This is a genomic window from Pseudorhodoplanes sinuspersici (assembly GCF_002119765.1).
Taxonomy (GTDB): domain Bacteria; phylum Pseudomonadota; class Alphaproteobacteria; order Rhizobiales; family Xanthobacteraceae; genus Pseudorhodoplanes; species Pseudorhodoplanes sinuspersici.
On the sequence record NZ_CP021112.1, the window covers coordinates 1,951,764 to 1,974,867 of the forward strand.

The window sequence follows — 23,104 nt, forward strand, 5'->3', positions numbered from 1 at the left end:
GAGGTTTCGAATAAGGTCCGATAGGGATGAAGGACGACTGAGCTTGCTCCACGCGAGCACCGATAGAGCATCGACGAATCGTCGCTGAAAGTTTCGTCGAAGCTTCTTTGGAGTTTTGTGTCGAACTTTGCATGAACTCGAGTCGGCCGGGCGATGAGCCAAAGGGGGCCTTGATGCGAAAGTCACTGCGGTTGCGTATGGTGCTGTTGCTGGTCTCGGTACTGACCTTGTCAGCATTGCCCGGTGGCAACCGTGCGGCATTCGCGCAGGATCAGAGCAAGCCGATTACCGAAGACCTGTTGTCCTCGGTGGTGCGGATCAAAACCTACATCAACCCGGACGGCCGCACGGTCGACAATCTCGGCGCCGAGCGTGACGGCTCCGGAATCGTGATCGACGATTCCGGCCTCATCCTGACCATCGGCTACCTGATGGTCGAGGCGCATGCCGCCGAGGCCATCACCAATGATGGCCGCCGTATCCCGGCGACGGTGGTCGGCTACGATAATGATACCGGCTTCGGGCTGCTCAAGGCGGTGGCGCCTTTGAAGGTGCGCTCGATGCCGTTCGGCAAATCCGGCGATCTGAAGGTCGGCGAGCCGGTGCTGGCGGCAAGCTTCGGCGGCCGTGATGGCATTGCGCCGGCCTTTGTGGTGTCGCGGCGCGAGTTCGCAGGGTCCTGGGAATATCTGATCGAAGGCGCGATCTATACCGCGCCGGCTCATTCACATTGGAGCGGCGCCGCACTCATTACCCGCGAAGGCAAGCTCGTCGGCGTCGGTTCGCTGATCGTTGGCGATGCGCCAGGCAATGGCGGTGGCACCGCCGGCAATATGTATGTGCCCACCGATCTGCTGATGCCGATCCTTGCCGACCTGATCGCCAACGGCGCTGCCGGCGGCAATCCGAAGCCATGGATCGGAGTGAATACGCAGCCGTCGGAAGATGGTCTGCTGGTGTCGCGTGTGACGCCCAATAGTCCGGCCGAAAAGGCCGGGCTGCGGCGGGGCGATCTGATCACGAATGTCGCCGGCGACACACCGAAAACGCTGCCGGATTTCTACCGCAAGCTTTGGTCGATCGGCATAGCCGGCGCCACCGTGCCGCTGGATGTGCAGCGCGATGGGCAGAGCCAGCATTTCGACGTGCAATCGATCAATCGCATGGATCATCTCAAGTTGAAGAGTACGTTCTGACGTCGATCCGCCCGGAGGTTGTGACGTGGACGAGTGTGCCGAATGCGTGAGGATCGGGTTGAAGCGCGAAGCGCCTTTCTGCGCCGCAGCCATGGCGAGGCTCATTGAAAGACAACGAGAACGTGTTCGTCATGCGAACACGTTGAAGCGATCCGCACCAGCTTGACGTCGGTGCGGCATGCTGGGCGAAACAAGAAAGTTTTCCTGGTTCAGGCATGCGACCCTGCGATTTGGCAGGGCGCTGGTATTTTTCCTGCTGCCATTTGGCGGCAGCGCTGAAACGCAGGCTGCGACCCCCGACGATTCCATCTGCATGATGATTGAATCGGCCGCGCGTGATCACGGCCTGCCGGTTGAATTCTTTGCGCGCGTGATCTGGCAGGAGAGCCGCTTCCGCGTCGATGCCGTTGGGCCGGTGACCCGCAACGGTCATCGCGCGCAGGGCATGGCGCAGTTCATGCCGGCGACCGCGGCAGAACGCGGTTTGCTCGATCCGTTCGATCCCGTCCAGGCGCTGCCGAAATCGGCGGAGTTTCTGAAAGAGCTCTGGCGCCAGTTCGGCAATCTCGGTCTTGCCGCCGCAGCCTACAATGCCGGCCCCCGCCGCGTGCGCGAGTGGCTCGATGGCGATGGTAATATGCCTGGTGAAACGCGCAATTACGTGTCGGCGATCACGGGAGTCACCGTCGATGATTGGGCGGCCGAACGCAAAAAGACCAGCGAGAAAACCGAAGACAAGAAGGTGGAGGCCAAGCGCAGACCAGGCTGCGGCGAACTGATGGCGATGCTGAAGAAATCGCCGACGCCATTCATGGAGAACCTGACCAAGCGCGTTGTTCGGGCACTATCGCAGCCTTGGGGCGTGCAACTTGCCGCCGGTTTCTCGCGTGACACGGCGATGGCCAGTTATGCGCGGGCATTGCGGCGCTTCAGCGGCCTGCTTTCGGGCAAAGACCCCGGCATCCAATCTTCGCTTCTGCGCACGCGTGGCTCTCGCGCTTTCTATCAGGTGCGCATCGGTGCCAATACGCGCCAGGCGGCAGACGAATTGTGCGACAAGCTAAGAAAGGCTGGTGGCGCCTGCATGGTGCTGAAGAACAAGGGGTAGGTTTGCTGGAATTTCTCCCTTCATTCCTCGAGACGCACATTGCTTTGTAATGTTCCTCCGGACGAGGCGGAATGAGATCTACTCATTCTCCGCTTCTACCGCCCGCATCACGGCCTCCGTCACCTGCTTCGTCGTCGCGTTGCCGCCGAGGTCGGGCGTGTGCAGCGACGGATCGGCGGTGACGCGTTCGACCGCTTTCATCAAACGCGCGGCGGCGGCATTCTCGCCAAGATGCTCCAGCATCATCACCGCGGTCCAGAAACTGCCGACCGGATTGGCGATGCCCTTGCCGGTGATGTCGAAGGCCGATCCATGGATCGGCTCGAACATCGACGGCGTCTTGCGTTCTGGATTGAGATTGGCGGTCGGCGCGATGCCGAGCGAACCGGCCAGCGCCGCTGCGAGATCGGACAAAATATCGGCATGCAGGTTGGTCGCGACGATGGTGTCGAGCGTTTGCGGCCGCAGCGTCATCCGCATGGTCATGGCGTCGACCAGCATCTTGTCCCACGTGACGTCAGGAAACTCGCGCGCGACCTCGGCGGCGATATCGTCCCACATCACCATGCCATGCCGCTGCGCGTTCGATTTCGTCACCACCGTCAGCAATTTGCGCGGACGCGAGCGCGCCAGTTCGAACGCATAGCGGATGATGCGTATTACGCCCGGCCGTGTGAACATCGCCACATCGGTCGCGACTTCTTCCGGCAAGCCTTTATGCACGCGTCCGCCGACGCCGGCATATTCGCCTTCCGAATTCTCGCGCACGATCACCCAGTCGAGTTCCGGTCCGGTCACATGCCGCAATGGGCTGGTAATGCCGGGCAAAATGCGCGTCGGCCGGACATTGGCGTATTGATCGAGCGGCTGGCAGATCGCGAGCCGAAGGCCCCACAATGTCACATGATCGGGAATATCGGGTGCGCCAACGGCGCCGAAATAGATGGCATCGAATGAGCGCAACTTGTCGGCGCCGCCGTCCGGCATCATCACGCCGTGCTTCTTGTAATAGTCCGAGCCCCAGTCGAAATGCGTGACCTCGAGCGCAAAGCCGCCATCGCGTTTCGCACAGGCGTCAAGAACATCGAGGCCCGCCGAAATGACTTCCGGCCCGATGCCGTCACCGCCAATCGCTGCGATCTTGTGTTTGCGCATAGTTTCTATTCCGTTCGTCAGTTCATCAATTGTCGCAGTGAACTCCCTCCCAGCCGAAGTCGGATGTTTCCGACTTCTTCCGGCCCGATGCCGTCACCGCCAATCGCTGCGATCTTGTGTTTGCGCATAGTTTCTATTCCGTTCGTCAGTTCATCAATTGTCGCAGTGAACTCCCTCCCAGCCGAAGTCGGATGTTTCCGACTTCGGCACACTTTACTGGTGGCCGAATTCGGGAACACCCGAGTTCGGCAAGGGGGAGGGTCGGGGAGGGGGTCTTATCGGTTGGAGAGCGTAAGTCGAAAAGTGCCCCCCAACCGACCGTCTTAGCTTCGCTATGACGGTCGACCTCCCCGTTTCAGGGGGAGGTAAAGGGGATAGCTATTGCGACACCGTCACGCCGGCCTTCTTGATCACCGGCACCCATTTGTCGATTTCTTTGGAGACGTGTTGGGCAAGCCATTCCGGTGTGCGCTCGTTTTCCGTCGGCAGGTTGGCGCCGAGGTCAAGCAGGCGCTTCTTCGTGCCTTCGTCATCGAGCGCCGCGCGCACGGCGGCATTCACTTTCATGACGATGTCTTTCGGTGTGCCCTTGGGTGCGAACAACGCGTTCCATCCGACCGCCTGAAATTCCGGCAAACCCTGTTCCTTCGATGTCGGAACGTTTGGCACCACCGCAAGCCGCTCCGGCATCGCCACAACAAGGCCGTTCGCCTGCCCGCCTTGAATGCTCGGCACAACACCGACGGTCTGGTCGCACACATAATCGACCTGGCCGCCGAGCAATGCATTCAGCGCCGGTCCCGAGCCGCGGAACGGCACATGCGTCGGCTTCGCCCCAAGCAGTGAATCGAGGAACAGGCAGGTGAGATGCGATGTCGCGCCGATGCCGCCGGTGCCGTAATTCATCTTCGATGCATTGGCTTTCACGTAAGCAATGAATTCCTTGAAATCCTTGACCGGCAGATCCTTTTTGGCGACCACCAGCATCGGCGTGCCGGCGGTGTTGATGATCGGCTCGAAGTCGGTGCGCGGGTCATAAGCCAGCTTCGGATAGAGGCCGACGCTGGCGGCCTGCGTGCCGAGATTGCCCATCAGAAGCGTGTAGCCGTCGGGTGCCGCATTCTTCGCGCGCGTCACACCAACCGTGCCACCGGCTCCGGTGGCATTCTCCACCAGCACCTGTTGCTTGAGGATGCGGCTCATCGGATCGGCGATGATGCGCGAGATGATGTCGGTCGGGCCGCCGGCCGCGAACGGCACGATAATGGTGATCGCTCGGTCGGGATATTGAGCAAGGGCGCCGGACGTCAGGCCAAACGAAAGCGCAATCGCGCCGGCAAGGCGCGTCAGGATGTTCATCGTTTCCTCCTGTTGGACGTTTGTTATGTCCGTTTCTTCTTGCGGGCCTTGTTTTCGGCCCTTGGCCTTTCAACCTGATGCGCGATCATTGCGTTTGATCGTGCACCAGGTTCAAACCGTCACGCGGTCGCAACAGCCTCCGCGATGATGCGGCCGCACTCGACCGTATTTGCACTGCCGCCGAGATCGCGGGTCCGCGCCTTGGGATCTGCCAATGCAACCTCGATCGCACGCACCACGGCGTCGGCGGCGTCCTTGTGGCCGAGATGCTCCAGCATCATCGCGCCGGACCAGATCTGACCAATGGGATTAGCGATGCCCTTGCCGGCAATGTCCGGTGCCGAGCCGTGCACCGGCTCGAACATCGACGGGAATTCGCGCTCCGGATTGATGTTGGCCGATGGGGCGATACCGATCGAGCCGGCAACAGCCGGACCGAGATCGGAGAGGATATCGCCGAACAGGTTGGAGCCGACCACGACGTCGAACCAGTCCGGATGCTGCACGAAATGCGCCGTGAGAATGTCGATGTGGAACTGGTCGGCGCGAATGTCGGGATAATTCGCCTTCATCGCGGCGAAGCGTTCGTCCCAGAACGGCATGGTATGGACGATGCCGTTCGACTTGGTGGCGGAGGTGACGTGCTTCTTTGCCCGCTTGCGTGCAAGCTCGAAGGCATAGCGCATCACGCGGTCGGTGCCGCGCCGCGTGAAGATCGATTCCTGCATCGCCGTTTCATGCTCGGTGCCGCGAAACATGCGCCCGCCGATCTCGGAATATTCGCCTTCCACGTTTTCACGCACGACATAGAAGTCGATGTCGTCCGGTCCGCGGCCGGCGAGCGGGCTTTTCATGCCTTGAAGCACGCGGCAGGGACGCAGATTGACGTATTGGTTGAAGTCGCGCCGGATCGGGATCAGTAATCCCCACAGCGACACGTGGTCCGGGACCCCGGGAAAGCCGACCGCGCCGAGGAAAATCGCATGATGCTTGCGGATCAAATCGAGACCGCCTTCCGGCATCATGCGGCCATGCTTGGCGTAGTGCTCGCAGCTCCAGTCGAAATGATCGAAGGTGAAGGAAAGGCCGAAACGCTTGCCGGCAGCCTCAAGGACGCGGATGCCCTCGGGCAGCACTTCATTGCCGATACCATCGCCCGGAATCGCGGCGATCCTGTAGTCGTTCATTCGAACTCCATGTCTTGTTTGATTGTATGCAGGACGATTGCTTTTCTGCGAAATGCCATATCGGCATGAATTGATGCCGCGTGGTAATAAGGCGATCCTGCGGTCGAGGAAATAATGGAACTGGCATGGCTCGAAGATTTTCTGGCATTGGCCGAGTGCCTCAACTTCTCGAGGGCGGCCGAGCGCCGGAATATGACCCAACCGGCCTTCAGCCGGCGGGTGCGGGCGTTCGAGCTCTGGATCGGCGTTCCGCTGTTCGATCGCAGCAGCCACCGTATCGCTTTGACCGCGGCTGGCGCGCAATTTCGGCCGGTTGCGCAGGACGTTTTGAGGCGCCTTTACCAGGCCCGGCAAGAGGCGCTCGAAGCGCAATCGCTGGCTTCATCGCTGCGCTTTGTGTCCACCTTCGCGTTGTCGCTGACATTCTTTCCCGCATGGATGCGCAAGCTGGAAGAGACGATGGCGCTGGGTCCTGTCGAGCTGATTGCGGACAATATGCAGGCTTGCGAGAAGGTCATGCTCAGCGGACAAGCGCAGTTTCTGCTGTGTCATTACCATCCTGCCGCATCGCACAAGCTTGATCCGCAGGATTTTCTATCGACGCCGCTCGGGCAGGATATCCTTATGCCGTTGACCGTCGCGTCCAGCGACGGAGCGCCGCAATTCTCTCTGCCCGGCACACCCAATGCGCCGGTCCCGCATCTTGCTTACAGCGAGCGGTCGGGCATCGGGCGTATCCTGGCCTCGGTTCGCGCGAAGGAGGCCCCGCCGGTCTGGCTTAAGCCGGTTTTCACGTCGCATCTTGCGATCGCACTCAAGACAATGGCAAGCGATGGCCGTGGCGTGGGCTGGATTCCAGCCAGCCTCGCGGCTGACGATCTTGCACCGAAGGGGCGTCTGGTCCCGGCCGGTGACGAACGATGGAATATTGCCATCGAGATCCGCCTGTTCCGTCCGCGTGCGAGACAAAGTGAACGAGCGGAAAACTTCTGGGCCGCGCTGACGCGAAAGCGCGGGTTCGAACCCCTCAAGGCGAAGTAAAGTTCAAACCACGGATCACGACAATCTGCGTCTGCGCGCCGCTGATTCCGAAATCGTCGTCATTGATAAGCGCAATCGCGTTGTCGTTGAGTCGTGCGAGCCCTTCTGTCTTGCCGACGATCGACGGAAAATCGGCGCTGTCGAAGCAAAGCTTTTTGGGCACAGGCGTGATTGCAGCATCGGCCACATCGATCTGCTCCAGCGTCGGCTCCGTCTTGATGTCGTCCCAAGGCGTTCCCAGGATGTTGGTCGCGGCAGCGAGGTCGGTTTCGTAGAGCTTTGTTGTTCCCTCGGTCCGTTCCAGCACGATCAGTTTGTCGAGGCCGATCGCCAGGATTTCGCTGATGCGGGGATCAGCCGGGCTGTCGGACGGATCGCGGCGGAAGCTTTTCGGATCGTCCATCACATAGACAAACTCGCCGACAATCTGCATCGACGTACGTTCGATCTTGAGGAGGCGCGTATTCCGCGCCTTGCGAAACGCCGCGGTGTCCGGATTGGCCAGCGGGCTTTGCATCATCACATAGAGAAAACGCTCATCCGGCGAAATGGCGATCGACTCGATTCCGCGATTGGACTGTCGCTTCGCCAGAATCGCAGGCAAGGCGCCGACCACATCATAGCGTGCGCCTTCGTAATCGCTCTCGGTGCCCTGCGGCACGTAACGTGTGATGATGCGGCCGTCGGCACTGACATGCGCGATCGAGGGCCCGTTCTCATCGGCGATCCAGAAGGTGCCGTCGGTGAGCCGGACCAGCGCCTCCGCGTCGATGCCATGCACGTCTTGTTTAAGCGGCTTTCCGTGGCCGTCGAACGGGAGTTCGGTGGTCGCAGTCTGCAGCGGATTGGGCAGGCCGTTGAGTGGGCGGTCGTTGCGATCCTTCAACGTAATGACATCGGTGATGCGGAATAGGCCGTCGTCCTGCAGCAGCACGCGATAGATCGACGGTGCATAAGACGGTGCAAGGTAGATCCGGGCATTCCTGATCTCGCGGCAGGCCGGTAGTTCGACATGCGCAATCGATTTGAGGTCGCCGCAGGTGAGGTTGGGGCCACGATCCCCGATCGTCCAGATCACGTCCGGCGGGTCGTCGGGGTGGCGAAAAGCGCCGCTGCCGATGCCCACGGAGAGATTGATGGCGCGGCCGTTGTCAAACCGGTAGCGGCCCATCTGCAGCAGGGTGTCATCGCTGCGGTATTCGCGGATGGAAATGTCGGAGGCGAGCGCCGGGAGGGTTAGGGTCAGGGTCAGCAAACACAGGGTCGTAAGACGAATACGCATCGGCGCCATCGGTTCTGGACACGGCGGCGGGTCATCTGCAGCCGGACCGGCTGGTCATCTCACAATCCGGCCTTGGGAGGCAAAGGATTGATGCTGATTTCGCTAAGAAGGCCCCCGGGATGCCAGAGCTCGGTTTCCCCCGTTATCCACTGGCCGGTACGGCTTTGGCCTCAAAAATTCTGCGCCGCCAAAATTGAGTGGCGCAATTGTGGTAGCCGGTTGATGGAAGATGACCAGATACGGCCTCCTTGCAGTGGAAATCGAGCTTTTTTAGTCATTTAGTTAACGTTGTGTGGCAAATAAGCACTAGTGGCCAAGTTGCGACATCATTTAGGCTGGCCATGTTGATTCACTCTGGGGGCTCCCAATGAAGAAGACTCTGATTGCAACCGCTGCGGTTCTCGCTCTCCTGAGCGCCGCTGGCTGCACCCAGTACGGCAAGGCTCCGGTCGGCAAAGCGCCGGTCGTCGCCAAGTACTGATAGCAGGTCGAGAAAAGGGCCGGCTTGGCCGGCCCCTTTCATGGCATGCTGTTGGCTGCCCAAATCTTCGATTTGTGCGGAGCCTGCTGGCGTGTTGAAAAAATCGGCGTATGCGGTGATGCCCGCATCCGCCGTTTTTTTGTTTGTTGCCCACGTCAATTGATCGAATCGCTCGACGAGCGTGATTGATCTTGAGGCCGTATCCTGCGTCGCGTCCGACGCAGGTCTTGTTTCCGTCGAGGCTGCTTGACACGAGCGCCGACGATCTTCGTGATGTGTCACGTACCTCGTTCTGTCTCGGGGAGTGTTGAATGCAGGCAAGACGACTTTACTCGGGCATCCTCAGCATTGCGGCGGCGGTGCTGACTGTGATGCCCGGACTTGAGGCTTATGCCCAATCCACCAATTTGCCGCCTGTTACCGTTGAAAAGCCGAAACAGAAACCTGCACAAAGGCAAGTGCAGGGGCCCAATCGCGAGCCGATCCGGATTCCAGTTAACTCGAGCGGCTGCAAGGCCGCACGTTCGCCAGGCAAGCCCTACTTCGTCGAATTCCGTTCGCGCACGGCGGTCAGCTATGGCCACACATTCGTGTTCTACGGTCGGCTCGGCCAGGGCAATCGCTTTGCGAGCTACAAGGTCGCCGGTCTGCATCCAAAGGGCGATGACCCGCAGGTCTACATGCAAGGCATGATGGTTCCGGTCCCGTCGGAAACCGGCGCGTCCTGGGGCGATCTCGACGAGCAATATCTCACGGCGCGCTTCTGCGTGACGCTCACCGAGGCCGAGTATCGCAAGGTCGAAGCGGCGATCAATCGGCTGAAGGCGACCAAGACCACGTGGCATGCCACGACTTACAACTGCAATGCCTTCGCCGCGGATATCGCGCGTGCGGCCAATCTCGATCCGCCGAATCCGAACATGTATCTGCCCGAGCAGTTCATCAAACGGATGGCCGATCTGAACACCAGGAGTTCCGGCATGAACTTTTCGAGTTTCATGCAGGGGCCAGCCCGGCAGCGCTGATTGCCTATCATAGATGTGAAATGAAAAATGCCCGCGTGAAGCGGGCATTTTTGTTAGAGCATGATCCGGAAAAGTGGGGACTGGTTTTCCGAAAGGATCATGCTCAAACAAAAAGAGAGTGCGGGTGCATTTCCCGAAAAGTTATTTCGGCGTCGGCGTGATGATCGACCAGACCGGACGTCCGAACATGGCATCGAGCTGCACGGTCAGATCGCGCAGGAATGCCGGCGCCTGATCGCTATAGCCATAGACCATCACGAGGAACAGCAGCGGCGGAATAGCCGCGAGCCACAAGATGGTGCGGATCATATAGGCGCGGTGCTCCGCCGCCTGTTTCGGTGTGCGATAATTCGGGGTCGGGTACTGGCTCATGGTGCCAGTTTAGAGCGTGTTTCGATCTGGTGGAATTGGATCTTTCGACCATTCCTCCCGCCCGGAACCACAAGCGCATGAGAAACGATTCTGGTTCCCGCTTGCGCACGAAGAACAGAGAAATGTGCCGTCCAGTGCGCCGCTGGTCTGGATCAAAATACCGTAGTTGTTTCCAACGATCGTTCCGGCGTTGTTGACTGTCACCGGGGCTTCGAGAAACAGGCCGGTTCGTCCGCTTACCTCTCCATTTGCGCCGATGGTCACAGTCGATTTTGCGGAGGTCTCCGCGAACAGCATTCCGTCGGACATGCCGGATTTGATCACACCGTTGATGGCGGCTTTCCAGCCGCCGGTATTGGCGAGATAGGCGCCCAGGCCGTTGACGCCGGTCGCAATGAGAGAGCCCCCTGTATCGCCGGAAAAGGCATGCACGTTGTTGACACTGGTAACGACGCTGTTCGAGGCGTTGATCACAAAGCTGGCCATGTTCGTCTCCTGATGATTGAAGGCGCGCGCGATCGCCCGGCGGCTCGCGCCGCCGGTGCGCTTCCGGGCTCACTTGAAAGGATGGCTGACGGCTTGTACCGGGGCAGACCGCAGACGCCGCCATCAGCCGTTGCGTGCTACGCCGCGTTCTCGACCTGTCCGCCGGCCGCGATCCAGTCCTTGAGGGCGCCGAGGTTGTAGACGCGCTCGTAGCCCATGTCCTTGAGGGTCTTTGCGCCAAGCGCGGAGCGCCCGCCCGATGCGCAATACAGGATCAGCGATCGCTGACGTTCGAAATTCTTGTCGTGGTACGGCGAGTCCGGATCGGCACGAAATTCCAGCATGCCGCGCGAGACATTGATAGCGCCGGCTATTTTGCCGCTTTGCTGAATTTCGGGCGCATCGCGGACATCAATCACCAGAACGTTACCTTTAGCGATCATGTCTCGGGCCTGCGTAGGGTCGATACGCGGAACGGCGGCATTCGCAACTTCGAGCATGGCTTTCACGTTAGCTGACATGGTTTCCTCCGTCTTGCAGCTAGTCTGAAGAGCGCAACCGCCAGTTGGCGGCTTTGCGATGACGCGCTAAATAGACTTGCGGGCTGGCTCAACGAATGATTGCCACGCCGGATCGCTTGATCGTCCGTCCAGGATTGCTGCACCGATGGATGCCTTATCGGAAGTGCTGCGGATGGTTCGGTTGACTGGCGGTGTCTTCCTCGATGCGCGCTTCACCGCGCCGTGGTGCGTGACGGCGAACATGGACGCAGACGACGTCAAGCCTTTCCTCGCAACACCCACCCAGCTTATTGCCTACCACGTGATCATCGAAGGCAGGCTGCTGGCATCGATTCCCGGCGAGCCCTCGATTGAGGTCAGTGCCGGCGAGGTGTTGCTGTTTCCGGGCAATGACGGCCACATCCTCGCAAGCGCGCACGGCTTGCCGCTGGTGCGGACCGGAACCCTGATCCAGCCCGCCGCCAACGGCGGACTTGCCCGCGTCGATCACGGCGGCGGAGGCGATGTCACGAAGATCATCTGCGGCTTTCTGGCGAGCGAGCAGGGCTATAATCCGTTAATCGCCGCGTTGCCGCGTATGCTCAAGCTCGATCTGCGAGAAGCCACTTCGCGGGAATGGGTGGAGGCATCGGTGCGGTTTGCCGCGTCCGAGCTTGCGGTCGGCAAGCTGCCGTCGTCCAGCGTGATGTCGCGGCTATCCGAGACGCTGCTGGTCGAAGCCGTGCGCGAATACTCGTCCACCCTACCGGAGAACGAAACCGGCTGGCTCAATGGACTGCGCGACCCTTATGTCGGGCGCGCGCTGGCGTTGATCCACGGCAATATCGGCAAGGACTGGTCGGCCGAGGATTTGGCGAAGGAGGTGGCGTTGTCGCGCAGCGCCTTCGTCGATCGCTTCACCTCGCTCGTCGGCATGCCGCCGATCCGCTATCTGACGGTGTGGCGGCTGCGGACCGCAAAGCTGCACCTGCGCGAGAAGCAGACCACCATCGCGCAGCTCGCTTATTCCGTCGGCTACCAGTCGGAAGAAGCCTTCAGCCGCGCCTTCAAGCGCGAATTCGGCGTCTCGCCTGCGCATTGGAGAGACGACCGGGCGGCGGGCTAATCCCCCGCCCGTATGCGGATGGATCGCCTCAATACTTCGCCGAGATCGGCAGCTCTTCGGCCGGGAACAGCGAAATCACCTTGCAGCCCTTGTCGGTGACCACGACCTCTTCCTCGATGCGGGCGCCGGAATAGCCGTCGGTCGCCGGGCAATAGGTCTCGATCGCGAACACCATGCCTTCCTTGATCTCGGTCGGGTGATCCATCGACACAACACGCGAGATGATCGGCCGCTCATGCAGCGCAAGTCCCAAACCATGCGCGAATTGCAGGCCGAACGCGCTCATCTCGTCGGGGAAGCCGAACTCGGGCGCTTTCGGAAACGCTTCGCAGATCTGCGAGGTCATCGCGCCCGGCTTGATCCGCGCCATCGCATTGTCGAGCCATTCACGCGCCTTCTTGTAGGCGTCGCGCTGACTGTCGGTCGCGCGCACCACATTGAAGGTGCGGTAATAGCAGGTGCGATAGCCCATGAAGCTCTGCAAAATGTCGAAGAAGGCCTGATCGCCCGGCCGGATCAGCCGGTCGGTGAAATTGTGCGGATGCGGATTGCAGCGCTCGCCGGAAATCGCATTGATTGCTTCGACATCATCGGAACCGTGGGTGTAGAGAAACTTGTTCACCTCGGCGACGATGTCGTTCTCGCGCACGCCCGGCCGCAGCTTCTCGTTGATCAGGTCATAGGCGCCATCGACCATCGCCGCAGCGCGATTGAGCAGCGCGATCTCGTCGATCGATTTGATCTCGCGCGCTTCCAGCATCACCTGCTGGCCGTCCTTAACCTTCAGCCCGGCTTTCTCCAGTTCGAACATCATCGGCGGCTCGATGATGTCGACACCAAGCGGCATGTCGGCAACGCCGGCTTCGCGCAACAGCGCTGCGATCTCTTCCGCATGCCGCTTCATCAGACCGAACGCCGGATCCACCGTGCCGCGCAAACCGACAAGACCGGCCTTGCAATTTTTCGGCTTCAGCCATGGCGCATACAGCTTGTGATGCACGGCCGCCGAGCCGAAATCCCACAGGATCGGATCGGGCGAACCGCGTGTCAGCAACGCCCAGCGCGAAAGCTTGTCGCGCTCCCATTCGCCGATCTTGGTCGAGGTCAGGTAGCGGATGTTGTTGACATCGAACACCAGCAGCGCGCCGAGCTCTGAATTATCCAGCGCCATCCGCGCGCGAGAGAGCCTGTAAGTATGCAGCCGGCGGTAATCGACGCGCTCCTCGAAATCGACCCCCATGATGCCCAGAGACGGCAGCGCCCGCCCCCAGTTATGACGCGGGTTGATGTCTTCGGCGCTGATCTTGCGAACTGTCTGGTCCATGGGGTTCCTCTCCCTATGACATTCACGCCAGTTGATTTATTATACTGCAATGGGCGCGTTTGTTTACATGCTCCGTTGCCGCGATGGATCTTATTATGTCGGTTCTGCCACAGGTAACGATTTGACGAAACGCTTTGCGGAACACGCGAAGGATATACTTTCTCGCGCCGCCCGGTCGAACTCGTGTGGTCGCAATTTTTCGACCGGATTACCGATGCGATTGCGGTGGAACGGCAAATTAAGGGTTGGAGCCGGGCTAAGAAGGAGGCGCTGGTTGAGGGGAATTGGGACGTGCTTCAGCACTTCGCGAAACGTCGTGCCGGCAAGCCTAAACTATCTCCGTCATCCTGAGGTGCCCGGCAAAGCCGAGCCTCGAAGGATGCGCGGCCCTGATCTGCCGGTGCGATATGGGCCGTCGTCCTTCGAGGCCATCGCTGCGCGATGGCACCTCAGGATGACGGAGTGGAGCGGCGGGCTCCAGATCTATCACAGAGGCTAATCCGCGCCCATCTCCGGAATGGCTTTCACCACATCGCGCAAGGCCGTGCGCAACTTTTTTGCCGCGCCGGAACCATAAGCCAATTCGAATTCCTTTTGCGCCTTCTTCCAGGCGGCGAGCGCTTCCTTCGCGCGCTCGCGGCCGGCCGCGGTCAGGTTGATCACGCGCTTTCGTCCGTCCTCCGCTGCTTCGATCTTCACGAGGCCATCGCGCTCCAGCGGCTGGACGGCACGGCTGGTGGTGGTGCGATCCATCGCCATGGCCTCGGCGATCTCGTTGATCGACATCGGGCCGCGCCGCGAGAGCTTCGACAATATCGAATATTGCGAGCTTTTCAGGCCAAGTGGCGCCAGATGCGCGTCATAGAACTGGCTGACCCGCCGCGCGGCCTGCCGGATCGCGAGGCAGTTGCAGTGCGTAAGTTCCAGGGCCGGCGTTTCGTCCATCTTGTTTTGCATGGCTCGCATTCCAGAACACGTGCATATACACGTTGTCAATACGTGCATATGCACGTATGACGCCCGCCGATCAAGAGATGGAGAGCCTGATGGATCCGCGCACCCGCGCTTTGCTGGAAGCCCCGATCGGGCGGACGATCCTGCGGCTCGCCATGCCGAATGTCGCGGTGATGGTGATCCAGGCTGCCATCGGTCTGGTCGAGACCTATTTCATTGCCAAGCTCGGCACAGATGCTTTGGCGGGCCTTGCGCTGGTGTTCCCGGTCCAGATGCTGTTCGTCATGATCACGGCCGGCGCGATGGGTGGCGGCATCCTCTCGGCCGTTGCGCGGGCACTCGGTTCCGGCAATGACGACAATGCGAATGCCCTGGCCTGGCAGTCCGTCTGGATCGCGCTGTCGCTCGGGCTGCTGACGACCTTCGTTGTCATTCTCATCGCGCCTTTGCTCTATGGTGCGATGGGCGGGAAGAATGGCTCGCTTTCGGCGGCCCTGATCTATTCCAATGTCGTCTTTGCGGGAGCAATTCCGCTGTGGCTCTATAACTCGCTTGCCGCTGTGATCCGTGGCACTGGCAACATGTTCGTGCCGGCTGCCGTGACTGCCGTTGGCGCTGTCATCCTGATTCCGCTGTCGCCGATCCTGATCTTCGGGTTCGGTCCGCTGCCCGGTTTCGGCATTGCCGGCGGCGCAGCAGCGGTGGTGGTCTTTTATGTCGTCGGCAGTGCTGTGTTTGCATATTTCGTGTGGTCGGGCCGTGGCGTGTTGCAGCCATCTTTGAAGCCGCAGCGGTTTCGCTGGTCGCTCGCGCGCGGCATTCTGAAGATCGGGTTGCTCTCGTCGATCGCCAGCATATCCACCAACCTCACGATTGCGACGGCAACAGCGCTTGTGGGTTTCTACGGCCCGGCTGCCGTGGCCGGTTTCGGCACGGCGGTGCGGCTTGAATATCTCCTCGTGCCGCTTGTCTTTGGCCTTGGCGCGCCGGTCGCCAGCATGGTCGGCACCAATATCGGCGCGGGTCAGAACAAGCGCGCTCTGCGGATCGCCTGGACCGGTGCTGCCATTTCCGGTGTGATCACGGGTCTGATCGGTGCTGCAGCCGCGGTCGAGCCGCATCTATGGCTGTCGCTGTTCGGGGAAGACGCAACCATGAATGCTGTGGGTTCACTATATCTGCGCATTGTCGGTCCGTTCTATGGCTTCTTCGGCGTCGGATTGGCGCTTTACTTTGCGGCGCAAGGTGCCGGGCGTGTCGGCTGGGCGATGGCGGCATCTTTGCTGCGCGTCGCCATCGCAGCCTTGGGTGGCTTGCTGATGGTACGGCTGGGCGCCGGAACGGCCGGGGTGTTCGCGGCGCTCGCTGCGGCGCTCGCCATATACGGCGTGCTCAATGTCATTGCAGTTGCCTCGGGGGTCTGGTTTCGTGGCCGGGAAACAAAAGTGGATGGCGCCACCGCACTCAAACTGGCGCCAAACGAGGGCACGACGTGACGACTGAAGCGCCGCTCTATCTGGAGGATCTCTCTCCCGGCCAGACATTCGAATCCCGATCGGTAACGGTCACCGCCGATGCCATCAAGGCCTATGCCGCGCAATTCGATCCGCAGCCGTTTCATATCGATGAAGCCACAGCCGCCGACACTTTCTTCAAGGGTCTTGCCGCCAGCGGCTGGCATACCGCATCGATGACCATGAGCCTGCTGGTCGATGGCGGCCTGCCGATTGCCGGCGGCATTATCGGTGCCGGCGTCGAGGATATCCGCTGGCCGCGTGCGGTACGTCCGGGCGATACGCTCCGGCTGGTGTCCGAAGTCCTTGAAACGCGGCCGTCAAAGTCGCGGCCGGACCAGGGACTGGTAAAGGTGCGGACGACAACCTTCAATCAGAACGGCGAGCCGGTGCAGGTCATGACGTCGAATCTGGTGGTGCAGAGAAAGGCGGCGCGCTAAATACCGGCCGCGGGGCAGCGTCTCAACTGGCGGTAACGTGAAGGTCTGGCCGAACTGATGTCGTCTGGTTCCACGCGCGACGTTCCGGAATGGCTGATTTCCGGCGGCATCTTGACTCTGATTCTTGTTGCGTTTGTTTTCGATATCTTCACGCCACCTGACGACGTGACGATCTGCTTCATCTATTCCGTTATCCTTGCGCTCGGCATTTTCAGCCGTTACCGGATTGCTTACTGGTTTGCGGCGCTGACGACCGTTTTGTCGATGCTTGGCTCGCTTTTTTCCCCGCCGCCGGACACAGCGCATGTTGTTTTTCTCGCCAACCGCGCGATTGCGATCGTATCGCAATGGATCATTGCGTTCCTGGTGACGAACCGCAAGAAGACCGAAGCGCTGATGCGGGCCGATCTGGAAGAACAGAAGGCCAATGTGGAAACCAGCCGCCGCTTTCTCGACGTCCTGTCGCACGAGATCGGAACATCGCTCACGACCATTGACGGTCAGGCTTTTCTCCTGAAAAGGGGATTGATGGAGTCCGACCGCAATCTTGTCCGCGCCGACAAGATACGGAATGCGGTTCGTCATATTCAGGCGATTGTGCAACAGGTTCAGCTTGCGTCCGAGGTTGGCGAACGCACGGCAGAATTGCACATCGATGCCGTCGCCCTGCGCGCGCTGGTCGAGGATGTCGTGCTGGACACGAACGCCGAAGCGGTGACGATCGAGACAGATCTTGCGACTCTGCCAGCGACGATTTCGGGAGACCCGGACATGCTGCGGCAGATCATCGGCAACATCCTGTCCAATGCGGTCAAGTTCTCGCATCCGAACGGCATGGTTTCTGTCAATGGTGAAAGCCGTGATGGCTATGCGATCCTGACCGTCAGTGATCGCGGCCGGGGAATTCCCGAGGACGAGAAGGCCAAGATTTTTTCGCCCTATTATCGGGCACGCAACAGCCGCGGCAGCCATGGTGCCGGTATCGGCCTTTACGTGGTCAAGCAATTCGTCGAAACCCATGGCGGAACGATCCGGATCGACAGTACGCTTGGGCAGGGGACGGCGGTCACGGTCAGTTTGCCGATCATGAGCCCGTCAAAGGATGACAATCGTGACGAAGCCGCACCTCCTCTGCATTGAAGATGACGCGGACACCTGTGAACTCCTGGTGGAGGTCCTGACCGGTGACGGCTTCAATGTTTCTGCTGTGCAGTCCGGACTGGCGGGATTGTCGGCGCTGGAGAGCAAGCCCGATCTCGTTCTCTGCGACATCGATCTGCCGGATGTATCGGGCTTCGAAGTGCTGGAGCGCATTCGCGCGGGAAGTCTTCTGTCTCTCGGTGTGCCGTTTATCTTCCTGACGGCTTTCTCCCAGCGCACGCATCAAATTCATGCGCGGCAACTCGGTTGCGATGATTACGTCACCAAGCCGATCGACTTTGAATTGCTCACCGCGATCATCCGCCATCGCCTCAGTGCCGTCGCCGAGCGCAAGGCCGACAACACCGAGCTGAAGCTCACCGACCGCGAGCTGGAAGCGCTGACCTGGGTGGCGCGCGGTAAGTCGTCGGCCGATATCGCAGTGATCCTCGGCATCAGCGAGCGAACGGTGAATTTCCACATGGACAATGCGATGCGGAAAGCCGGTGTTTCCACGCGCGTCCAGGCCGCCGTCAAATGCGCCATGCTGGGTCTGATCGCGCCGTAAACATCGATCCGCCGGGGAGCCTGCCCTGTCAACCTTGACAGGTACCCCTGACATCACAAGCCCGTCAGATTTGGCCACATTCTCAAAATGAGGCCTCTTATGGCATCCCTGTGGCTTATGGCTTTATACGCGATCATCGCCTTCGTTCTTCAGGCGCTGTCGGTCGCGGTGATTTACATGTTCGAAAGCGCGCTTGGTACTTGGAGCGCTGTCGTCTTCATCACAACCTATTTGCTGATGTTCTGGGTGGCCTGGCCAATCGCATTGCGATTGACCGAGCCGAAAGTCGAAGCCGTAGCAAGCGCGCAAAAAGCCTGATCGCCTGACTGAACGCGGCGTTACTACGCCGCGTCTCTTTTGCCCCACAGACGCTGCGAAGCGATGTCGGCGCCTTCGCGCAGCGATTTCAGTTTCAACCACACGACAGCCTCGACCACCCATTCACGATTGGTGAAGGTGCCGAAGCCGCAATCGGTCGAAGCGATCACGCGCTCCCGGTCGCCAACGGCCGCCACCGCTTCCTCGATACGGCGTGCAACCACTTCCGGATGCTCGACGAAGTTCGACGTGGTCTCGATCACGCCGGGCAGCAGGACCATGTTCGCGGGGAGCGGATGCTGCTTGAATGCGGCATATTCATGCGCGTGGCGCGGATTGGAAAATTCGATCGACAGCGCGCCGACCTTCGCCTGATAAAGCGCCGGCAGGATCTTCGCCAGCGGCACATCGTGGATGTGCGGGCCTTCCCAGTTTCCGTAGCAGATATGCAGCCGCACGCGATCGGCCGGGATACCGTCGATGCCTTTGTTGATCGCATCGACCTGCTTTTCGACCGCTTTCACGAAGTCCGCGTCCGACAGGTCGCGATGAAACATCGTGCGATCCATGGCGAGGTCCGGCGCGTCGATCTGCAGTAGCAGGCCGGCTTTGTGGATTGCCTGATATTCGTGCGCCATCTCGCGCGCCAGGGCGTCGAGATAGTCGTCGTTGCTCTTGTAATAGGCGTTGAGCATGGTCGAGGCGATGATGCCGGGCGACGCTGCCGTCATGAACATTTCCGGAAAGGTCTTGCCGGCGATATTTTTCACACGCGCCAGTTCGCTCTCGATCGGTTTGATATCGAGATATTTCACCTCGCTCTGGGCTTCCGGCGCGTTCTGCTGCTTGGAGGTGTGCGGGAAACGATGGGTCAGATATTTGACCAGATCGGGAAATTCCTCGAATTCCTTCCCGCGCCGCCGCTTGGAAATACCGGCAAAGCCGGACATGCGCTGCGGTACATAGGTCTGGAAGCCGACCCGCTGCTGCTCGCCATCGTTGCCGATGTCGATCCCGGCCGCCGCCTGCTTTTCCACGACATGGCGGACCGCCTTGTCCATCTCCGAGGCCATCTCGGCCGCGTCGAATGCCTCGCCGGCCTCACGCCGCAACAGCATGTCGGACAGTTTCTCGTTGCGCGGCAGGCTGCCGACATGGGTCGTGAGAATGCGGTCACGGCTTTGCAGCATCTTTGGTCTCTCCCCGAACAGTTTTCGTTTGTTGCCATGGCCGTAGCACAAGATGGCATTTGGGCAAAAATGGAAGATTGCCCAATGGCTTCAGGGGTATTGCCCACCCGCTCAACGATCGGCTGTTGACGGGCCAAACGCAACATGCATTATAATTCATATAACGTAAGACTGCCGATGACGGCGGTCTTGCCAAAAGCAAGAAAAGTCACACAGCGGGAAGAAGCATGGCTCAAGCAGCGGCGTCGCTCGGACGCGCAGATCATATTACGCACGCAGCGCCTGAAATTCCGCGCGTCTATAACTTTGCCGCCGACATCCTGTCGTCCAATCTGGCTGCCGGCCGGGCCAATAAAGTCGCCTTTATCGATTCGCGGGGGAGCTGGACCTACGGCCAGCTCGCCGACCGGGCAGCACGGTTTGGTGCGGCGCTTCGCGCCAAGGGCGTCCGGCGTGAAGAGCGCATCCTGATCTGCATGCTCGACACGATCGACTGGCCGACGGCATTTCTGGGTGCGCTCAAAGCGGGCGTTGTGGCCATCCCCGTCAATACGTTGATGACCGAGGCGGACTACGAATTCATGCTGGCCGACAGCCGGGTGACGATGCTGGTCGTGTCCGATGCGCTTTATCCGAAATTCGAGAAGCTGATCGCCAACAGGCAGAATTTGGCGCCGGATCTGAAACACGTCGTTGTGTCTGGTGCGGATGCGCCAAGTGCGGATGCGCCAAGTAACGACAAGTTGGGTCACGACAGTTTCGAAGACCTGATCGCGTCGGCGGAGCCCGAAGATTATACGGCGCCGACCACACGCGATGACATCGCCTTCTGGCTCTATACGTCAGGCTCGACCGGCAAACCGAAGGGCGCTGTGCATGTGCATGCCAGCCTGAAGCTGACCAATGAGCTTTACGCGGCGCCGACGCTTTCGTTGCGCGAAAGCGACGTCTGCTATTCGGTGGCGAAGCTGTTCTTCGCCTATGGCCTCGGCAATGCGCTCACATTTCCGATGTCGGTCGGGGCAACGACGGTGCTGCTCGACGAGCGGCCAACGCCCGACAGCGTTTCGGCCTTGCTGCGCAAGCATCCAGTCACTGTCTTCTATGGTGTGCCGACCTTTTATGCAGCCTTCCTGGCGAGCCAGGCCGCGCTTGCGCCGGGCGATGTGAAATTCCGCCGGTGTGTGTCGGCGGGCGAAGCGTTGCCGGAGGATGTCGGCATACGCTGGAGGGACAAATACGGTTGCGACATTTTCGACGGGATCGGCTCGACCGAGATGCTGCACATCTTCCTGTCGAATGCGCCGGGGGCGGTGAAATACGGCACGACCGGCAAGCCGGTGCCGGGCTATGAACTCAAGCTGATCGACGATCACGGCCAGGAGGTGGCCCCCGGCGAGATGGGCGAGTTGCTGATCCGCGGCCCGTCCAGCGCGATCATGTACTGGAACAACCGCGAGCAATCACGTCGCACCTTCATGGGTGAATGGACCCGCTCTGGCGACAAATACGTCCAGGACGAAGATGGTTACTACGTTTACTGTGGCCGAAACGACGACATGCTCAAGGTTTCCGGCCTGTATGTCTCGCCGTTCGAGGTCGAAGGCGCATTGCAGACGCATGTCGACGTGCTGGAATGCGCCGTGGTGGCCTGGCTCGATGCCGATGGGCTGATCAAGCCGAAGGCCTTCATCGTCCTGAAGGACCACAGCAAGGCCTGCGACGAACTGGCGCGGCTCTTACAGGATCACGTCAAGGCGAAGCTGGCGCCGTTCAAATATCCGCGCTGGATCGAATTCCGCCCGGATCTGCCCAAGACCGCGACCGGCAAGATCCAACGCTTCAGGCTGCGCATGGAGGCCACAACCGGCTGATGCATTAAACTTGAGCGTCAATGGCGGGCGAGCGGTAACAACAGACCCTTCCGTTATTCGATCAATTCAATACTATGAAAAGGAACGCTCAAAGGGGCGGCCTAAAAACCGGAGGAACTACAATGCGAACACTGATTGCGGCCGGCGCGGTTCTTGCGCTCGCGGCAGGACCAGCGGTGGCCCAGAACAAGACCGTGAAAATCGGCTTTATTTCCACATTCAGCGGACCGACGGCCGTTATCGGCCAGGACATGCGTAATTCGTTCGAGCTCGCGCTCGATCACATGGGCCGCAAGATGGGCGGTCTGCCGGTCGAAGTCATCTATGAAGATGACATGCAGAAGCCGGATGTCGGCAAGCAGAAGACCGAGAAGCTGATTGAATCCGACAAGGTTGATTTCATTGCCGGTTATATCTGGTCGAACGTGCTGCTGGCTTCGCTGAAGCCGATCGTGGATTCAAAGACCATGATGGTGGTTGCCAATGCCGGTCCGTCGCAATTGGCCGGCGAACTCTGCTCGCCCTATGTGTTCTCCACGTCCTGGCAAAACGACCAGACGCCGCAGGCCGTCGGCGAATACATGAATCAGAAGGGCGTGAAGAGCGTCTATCTGATCGGGCCGAACTATGCCGCCGGCAAGGATATGCTGTCAGGCGTGGCTTCGACTTTTAAGGGAAAGATCGTCGGTCAGGATCTGACCAAATGGCCGGATCAGCTCGATTTCTCCGCCGAGTTGTCGAAGGCCCGCGCGGCCAAGCCGGATGCTGTGTTCGTGTTCTATCCAGGCGCTTCGGGCGTGCAGTTCCTCACCCAATATGCGCAGGCTGGTCTGAAGGGGCAGATTCCGCTCTATACCGCGTTCACCATCGATGAGCTCTCGCTGCCGCTGCAGAAGGAGCTCGCTCTCGGCGTGCCGGGCGCGCAGCAATGGGTCAACGATCTGCCGAATGAGCAGAACAAGAAGTTCGTTGCCGATTACCGCAAGAAATACCCGGGTCTGCGGCCGACCTTTTATGGCGCACAGTCTTACGACGCCGCGCAGCTCATCAACAGTGCTGTGGTTGCGGTGAATGGCGATCTGTCGAAGAAAGACGCGATGCGCGACGAGATGCGCAAGGCCAATTTCCCGTCTGTGCGCGGCCCGTACAAGTACGGCAACAACCACATTCCGATCCAGAACTTCTACCTGCAGGATGTGGTGAAGGGAGAGGACAAGGAATTCCCGCTCTCGCTGAAGACCGTCGCGACGATCGTGAAGGACAGCCAGGACCGCTTCCACGACAAATGTCCGATGAAGTGGTGAGCTGAAATTTTGGGCCGGGCGGTGGGCGAGGGGCCTGCCGTCCGTCCCAGACGTGCCTTGTTGAGTTTTTCGTCATAGCCGGGCATAGCCGTCGAAGACGGTATTGTTGAAGCCTCTTGTCCCGGCCATCCACGTCTTGCAAAAGAAAGGCGTGGATGCA

23 protein-coding genes and 1 pseudogene are annotated in these 23,104 nt (G+C 60.1%); 14 read left to right on the forward strand and 10 right to left on the reverse strand.

The features are described 5' to 3' along the window. The first annotated feature begins 173 nt into the window (after positions 1-173). Both CAK95_RS09540 and CAK95_RS09545 read left to right on the forward strand, forming a co-directional pair. Entirely contained in the window at positions 174-1,196 is a 1,023-nt protein-coding gene (locus CAK95_RS09540) for a S1C family serine protease (protein WP_183044279.1), read from the forward strand. Positions 1,197-1,374: 178 nt separating this feature from the next. Continuing rightward, a complete protein-coding gene (locus CAK95_RS09545; RefSeq protein ID WP_086087703.1) occupies positions 1,375-2,304 on the forward strand; it encodes a lytic transglycosylase domain-containing protein in 930 nt (309 codons plus the stop codon). A 78-nt stretch (positions 2,305-2,382) separates the two neighbouring features. Here CAK95_RS09545 and CAK95_RS09550 read toward each other — a convergent pair whose 3' ends face one another. The 3 genes from CAK95_RS09550 to CAK95_RS09560 form a co-directional block, all read right to left on the reverse strand. Then, entirely contained in the window at positions 2,383-3,459 is a 1,077-nt protein-coding gene (locus CAK95_RS09550) for a tartrate dehydrogenase (RefSeq protein ID WP_086087704.1), read from the reverse strand. 378 nt (positions 3,460-3,837) lie between these two features. Further along, positions 3,838-4,818 carry a tripartite tricarboxylate transporter substrate-binding protein gene (locus CAK95_RS09555; protein ID WP_086087705.1) on the reverse strand — a complete coding sequence of 327 codons (981 nt, stop codon included), beginning with the start codon at positions 4,816-4,818 and terminating at the stop codon, positions 3,838-3,840. Between the two features lie 119 nt (positions 4,819-4,937). After that, positions 4,938-6,005, reverse strand: coding sequence for a tartrate dehydrogenase (locus CAK95_RS09560; RefSeq protein WP_086087706.1), 1,068 nt, complete (start codon positions 6,003-6,005; stop codon positions 4,938-4,940). Between the two features lie 114 nt (positions 6,006-6,119). Between CAK95_RS09560 and CAK95_RS09565 the strand changes: the two genes are divergently transcribed. Beyond that, a complete protein-coding gene (locus tag CAK95_RS09565; RefSeq protein ID WP_086087707.1) occupies positions 6,120-7,046 on the forward strand; it encodes a LysR family transcriptional regulator in 927 nt (308 codons plus the stop codon). Here the strand turns inward: CAK95_RS09565 and CAK95_RS09570 are convergent. Next, on the reverse strand, positions 7,033-8,328 hold the full coding sequence (locus CAK95_RS09570; RefSeq protein ID WP_086091312.1) for an esterase-like activity of phytase family protein: 1,296 nt from the start codon (positions 8,326-8,328) through the stop codon (positions 7,033-7,035). The genes CAK95_RS09565 and CAK95_RS09570 overlap by 14 nt on opposite strands. A 505-nt stretch (positions 8,329-8,833) precedes the next feature. On the opposite strand from CAK95_RS09570, the gene CAK95_RS29100 reads away from it, so the two are divergent. Together CAK95_RS29100 and CAK95_RS09575 are read left to right on the forward strand one after the other, a co-directional pair. Continuing rightward, positions 8,834-8,998, forward strand: coding sequence for a hypothetical protein (locus CAK95_RS29100; protein ID WP_157699576.1), 165 nt, complete (start codon positions 8,834-8,836; stop codon positions 8,996-8,998). 122 nt (positions 8,999-9,120) lie between these two features. Continuing rightward, on the forward strand, positions 9,121-9,834 hold the full coding sequence (locus CAK95_RS09575) for a hypothetical protein (RefSeq protein WP_086087708.1): 714 nt from the start codon (positions 9,121-9,123) through the stop codon (positions 9,832-9,834). Between the two features lie 141 nt (positions 9,835-9,975). Here CAK95_RS09575 and CAK95_RS09580 read toward each other — a convergent pair whose 3' ends face one another. The 3 genes from CAK95_RS09580 to CAK95_RS09590 all read right to left on the reverse strand — a co-directional run bounded on the left by CAK95_RS09580 (position 9,976) and on the right by CAK95_RS09590 (position 11,213). Further along, a complete protein-coding gene (locus CAK95_RS09580; RefSeq protein WP_086087709.1) occupies positions 9,976-10,206 on the reverse strand; it encodes a hypothetical protein in 231 nt (76 codons plus the stop codon). A 9-nt stretch (positions 10,207-10,215) separates the two neighbouring features. Next, a complete protein-coding gene (locus tag CAK95_RS09585) occupies positions 10,216-10,692 on the reverse strand; it encodes a hypothetical protein (protein ID WP_086087710.1) in 477 nt (158 codons plus the stop codon). Positions 10,693-10,829: 137 nt separating this feature from the next. Next, positions 10,830-11,213 carry a rhodanese-like domain-containing protein gene (locus tag CAK95_RS09590; RefSeq protein WP_086087711.1) on the reverse strand — a complete coding sequence of 128 codons (384 nt, stop codon included), beginning with the start codon at positions 11,211-11,213 and terminating at the stop codon, positions 10,830-10,832. A 145-nt stretch (positions 11,214-11,358) separates the two neighbouring features. Here CAK95_RS09590 and CAK95_RS09595 point away from each other — a divergent pair, with 145 nt between their 5' ends. Further along, positions 11,359-12,318 carry an AraC family transcriptional regulator gene (locus tag CAK95_RS09595; protein ID WP_086087712.1) on the forward strand — a complete coding sequence of 320 codons (960 nt, stop codon included), beginning with the start codon at positions 11,359-11,361 and terminating at the stop codon, positions 12,316-12,318. A 28-nt stretch (positions 12,319-12,346) separates the two neighbouring features. Here the strand turns inward: CAK95_RS09595 and CAK95_RS09600 are convergent, their stop codons facing one another. After that, positions 12,347-13,642: a M24 family metallopeptidase gene (locus tag CAK95_RS09600; protein WP_086087713.1), complete on the reverse strand. Its 1,296-nt coding sequence runs from the start codon at positions 13,640-13,642 to the stop codon at positions 12,347-12,349. A 67-nt stretch (positions 13,643-13,709) separates the two neighbouring features. Here CAK95_RS09600 and CAK95_RS09605 point away from each other — a divergent pair. Then, positions 13,710-13,993 (forward strand): annotated as a pseudogene (locus CAK95_RS09605) (GIY-YIG nuclease family protein). A 144-nt stretch (positions 13,994-14,137) separates the two neighbouring features. Here the strand turns inward: CAK95_RS09605 and CAK95_RS09610 are convergent. Next, positions 14,138-14,599: a MarR family winged helix-turn-helix transcriptional regulator gene (locus tag CAK95_RS09610; protein WP_245303691.1), complete on the reverse strand. Its 462-nt coding sequence runs from the start codon at positions 14,597-14,599 to the stop codon at positions 14,138-14,140. A gap of 89 nt (positions 14,600-14,688) precedes the next feature. On the opposite strand from CAK95_RS09610, the gene CAK95_RS09615 reads away from it, so the two are divergent. The 5 genes from CAK95_RS09615 (at position 14,689) to CAK95_RS09635 (ending at position 18,576) form a co-directional block, all read left to right on the forward strand. Next, positions 14,689-16,092, forward strand: a complete 1,404-nt coding sequence (locus tag CAK95_RS09615) for an MATE family efflux transporter (RefSeq protein WP_086091313.1) — start codon at positions 14,689-14,691, stop codon at positions 16,090-16,092. Continuing rightward, positions 16,089-16,550, forward strand: coding sequence for a MaoC family dehydratase (locus CAK95_RS09620; RefSeq protein WP_086087715.1), 462 nt, complete (start codon positions 16,089-16,091; stop codon positions 16,548-16,550). The genes CAK95_RS09615 and CAK95_RS09620 overlap by 4 nt, the downstream gene beginning before the upstream one ends. Before the next feature lie 57 nt (positions 16,551-16,607). Further along, positions 16,608-17,690 carry a sensor histidine kinase gene (locus tag CAK95_RS09625; protein WP_086087716.1) on the forward strand — a complete coding sequence of 361 codons (1,083 nt, stop codon included), beginning with the start codon at positions 16,608-16,610 and terminating at the stop codon, positions 17,688-17,690. After that, positions 17,662-18,258 (forward strand): response regulator transcription factor, encoded by a 597-nt coding sequence (locus CAK95_RS09630; protein ID WP_245303692.1) that lies wholly within the window; start codon positions 17,662-17,664, stop codon positions 18,256-18,258. Before CAK95_RS09625 ends, CAK95_RS09630 begins: the two co-directional genes overlap by 29 nt. Before the next feature lie 99 nt (positions 18,259-18,357). Further along, entirely contained in the window at positions 18,358-18,576 is a 219-nt protein-coding gene (locus CAK95_RS09635; protein WP_120265394.1) for a hypothetical protein, read from the forward strand. A 23-nt stretch (positions 18,577-18,599) separates the two neighbouring features. On the opposite strand, the gene CAK95_RS09640 is transcribed toward CAK95_RS09635, so the two are convergent. Next, entirely contained in the window at positions 18,600-19,766 is a 1,167-nt protein-coding gene (locus tag CAK95_RS09640) for a cobalamin-independent methionine synthase II family protein (RefSeq protein ID WP_086087719.1), read from the reverse strand. A gap of 227 nt (positions 19,767-19,993) precedes the next feature. Here CAK95_RS09640 and CAK95_RS09645 point away from each other — a divergent pair, with 227 nt between their 5' ends. After that, entirely contained in the window at positions 19,994-21,640 is a 1,647-nt protein-coding gene (locus CAK95_RS09645) for a benzoate-CoA ligase family protein (protein ID WP_086087720.1), read from the forward strand. A 122-nt stretch (positions 21,641-21,762) separates the two neighbouring features. Further along, positions 21,763-22,944: an ABC transporter substrate-binding protein gene (locus tag CAK95_RS09650; protein ID WP_086087721.1), complete on the forward strand. Its 1,182-nt coding sequence runs from the start codon at positions 21,763-21,765 to the stop codon at positions 22,942-22,944. The last annotated feature ends 160 nt before the right edge of the window (positions 22,945-23,104 follow it).

Coding starts and splice junctions, on each gene's coding strand:
- CAK95_RS09540 (WP_183044279.1), top strand. CDS start 174: ATGCGAAAGTCACTGCGGTTGCGTATGGTGCTGTTGCTGGTCTCGGTA.
- CAK95_RS09545 (WP_086087703.1), top strand. CDS start 1,375: ATGCTGGGCGAAACAAGAAAGTTTTCCTGGTTCAGGCATGCGACCCTG.
- CAK95_RS09550 (WP_086087704.1), bottom strand. CDS start 3,459: ATGCGCAAACACAAGATCGCAGCGATTGGCGGTGACGGCATCGGGCCG.
- CAK95_RS09555 (WP_086087705.1), bottom strand. CDS start 4,818: ATGAACATCCTGACGCGCCTTGCCGGCGCGATTGCGCTTTCGTTTGGC.
- CAK95_RS09560 (WP_086087706.1), bottom strand. CDS start 6,005: ATGAACGACTACAGGATCGCCGCGATTCCGGGCGATGGTATCGGCAAT.
- CAK95_RS09565 (WP_086087707.1), top strand. CDS start 6,120: ATGGAACTGGCATGGCTCGAAGATTTTCTGGCATTGGCCGAGTGCCTC.
- CAK95_RS09570 (WP_086091312.1), bottom strand. CDS start 8,328: ATGCGTATTCGTCTTACGACCCTGTGTTTGCTGACCCTGACCCTAACC.
- CAK95_RS09575 (WP_086087708.1), top strand. CDS start 9,121: ATGCAGGCAAGACGACTTTACTCGGGCATCCTCAGCATTGCGGCGGCG.
- CAK95_RS09580 (WP_086087709.1), bottom strand. CDS start 10,206: ATGAGCCAGTACCCGACCCCGAATTATCGCACACCGAAACAGGCGGCG.
- CAK95_RS09585 (WP_086087710.1), bottom strand. CDS start 10,692: ATGGCCAGCTTTGTGATCAACGCCTCGAACAGCGTCGTTACCAGTGTC.
- CAK95_RS09590 (WP_086087711.1), bottom strand. CDS start 11,213: ATGTCAGCTAACGTGAAAGCCATGCTCGAAGTTGCGAATGCCGCCGTT.
- CAK95_RS09595 (WP_086087712.1), top strand. CDS start 11,359: ATGGATGCCTTATCGGAAGTGCTGCGGATGGTTCGGTTGACTGGCGGT.
- CAK95_RS09600 (WP_086087713.1), bottom strand. CDS start 13,642: ATGGACCAGACAGTTCGCAAGATCAGCGCCGAAGACATCAACCCGCGT.
- CAK95_RS09610 (WP_245303691.1), bottom strand. CDS start 14,599: ATGCAAAACAAGATGGACGAAACGCCGGCCCTGGAACTTACGCACTGC.
- CAK95_RS09615 (WP_086091313.1), top strand. CDS start 14,689: ATGGATCCGCGCACCCGCGCTTTGCTGGAAGCCCCGATCGGGCGGACG.
- CAK95_RS09625 (WP_086087716.1), top strand. CDS start 16,608: ATGTCGTCTGGTTCCACGCGCGACGTTCCGGAATGGCTGATTTCCGGC.
- CAK95_RS09635 (WP_120265394.1), top strand. CDS start 18,358: ATGGCATCCCTGTGGCTTATGGCTTTATACGCGATCATCGCCTTCGTT.
- CAK95_RS09640 (WP_086087719.1), bottom strand. CDS start 19,766: ATGCTGCAAAGCCGTGACCGCATTCTCACGACCCATGTCGGCAGCCTG.
- CAK95_RS09645 (WP_086087720.1), top strand. CDS start 19,994: ATGGCTCAAGCAGCGGCGTCGCTCGGACGCGCAGATCATATTACGCAC.
- CAK95_RS09650 (WP_086087721.1), top strand. CDS start 21,763: ATGCGAACACTGATTGCGGCCGGCGCGGTTCTTGCGCTCGCGGCAGGA.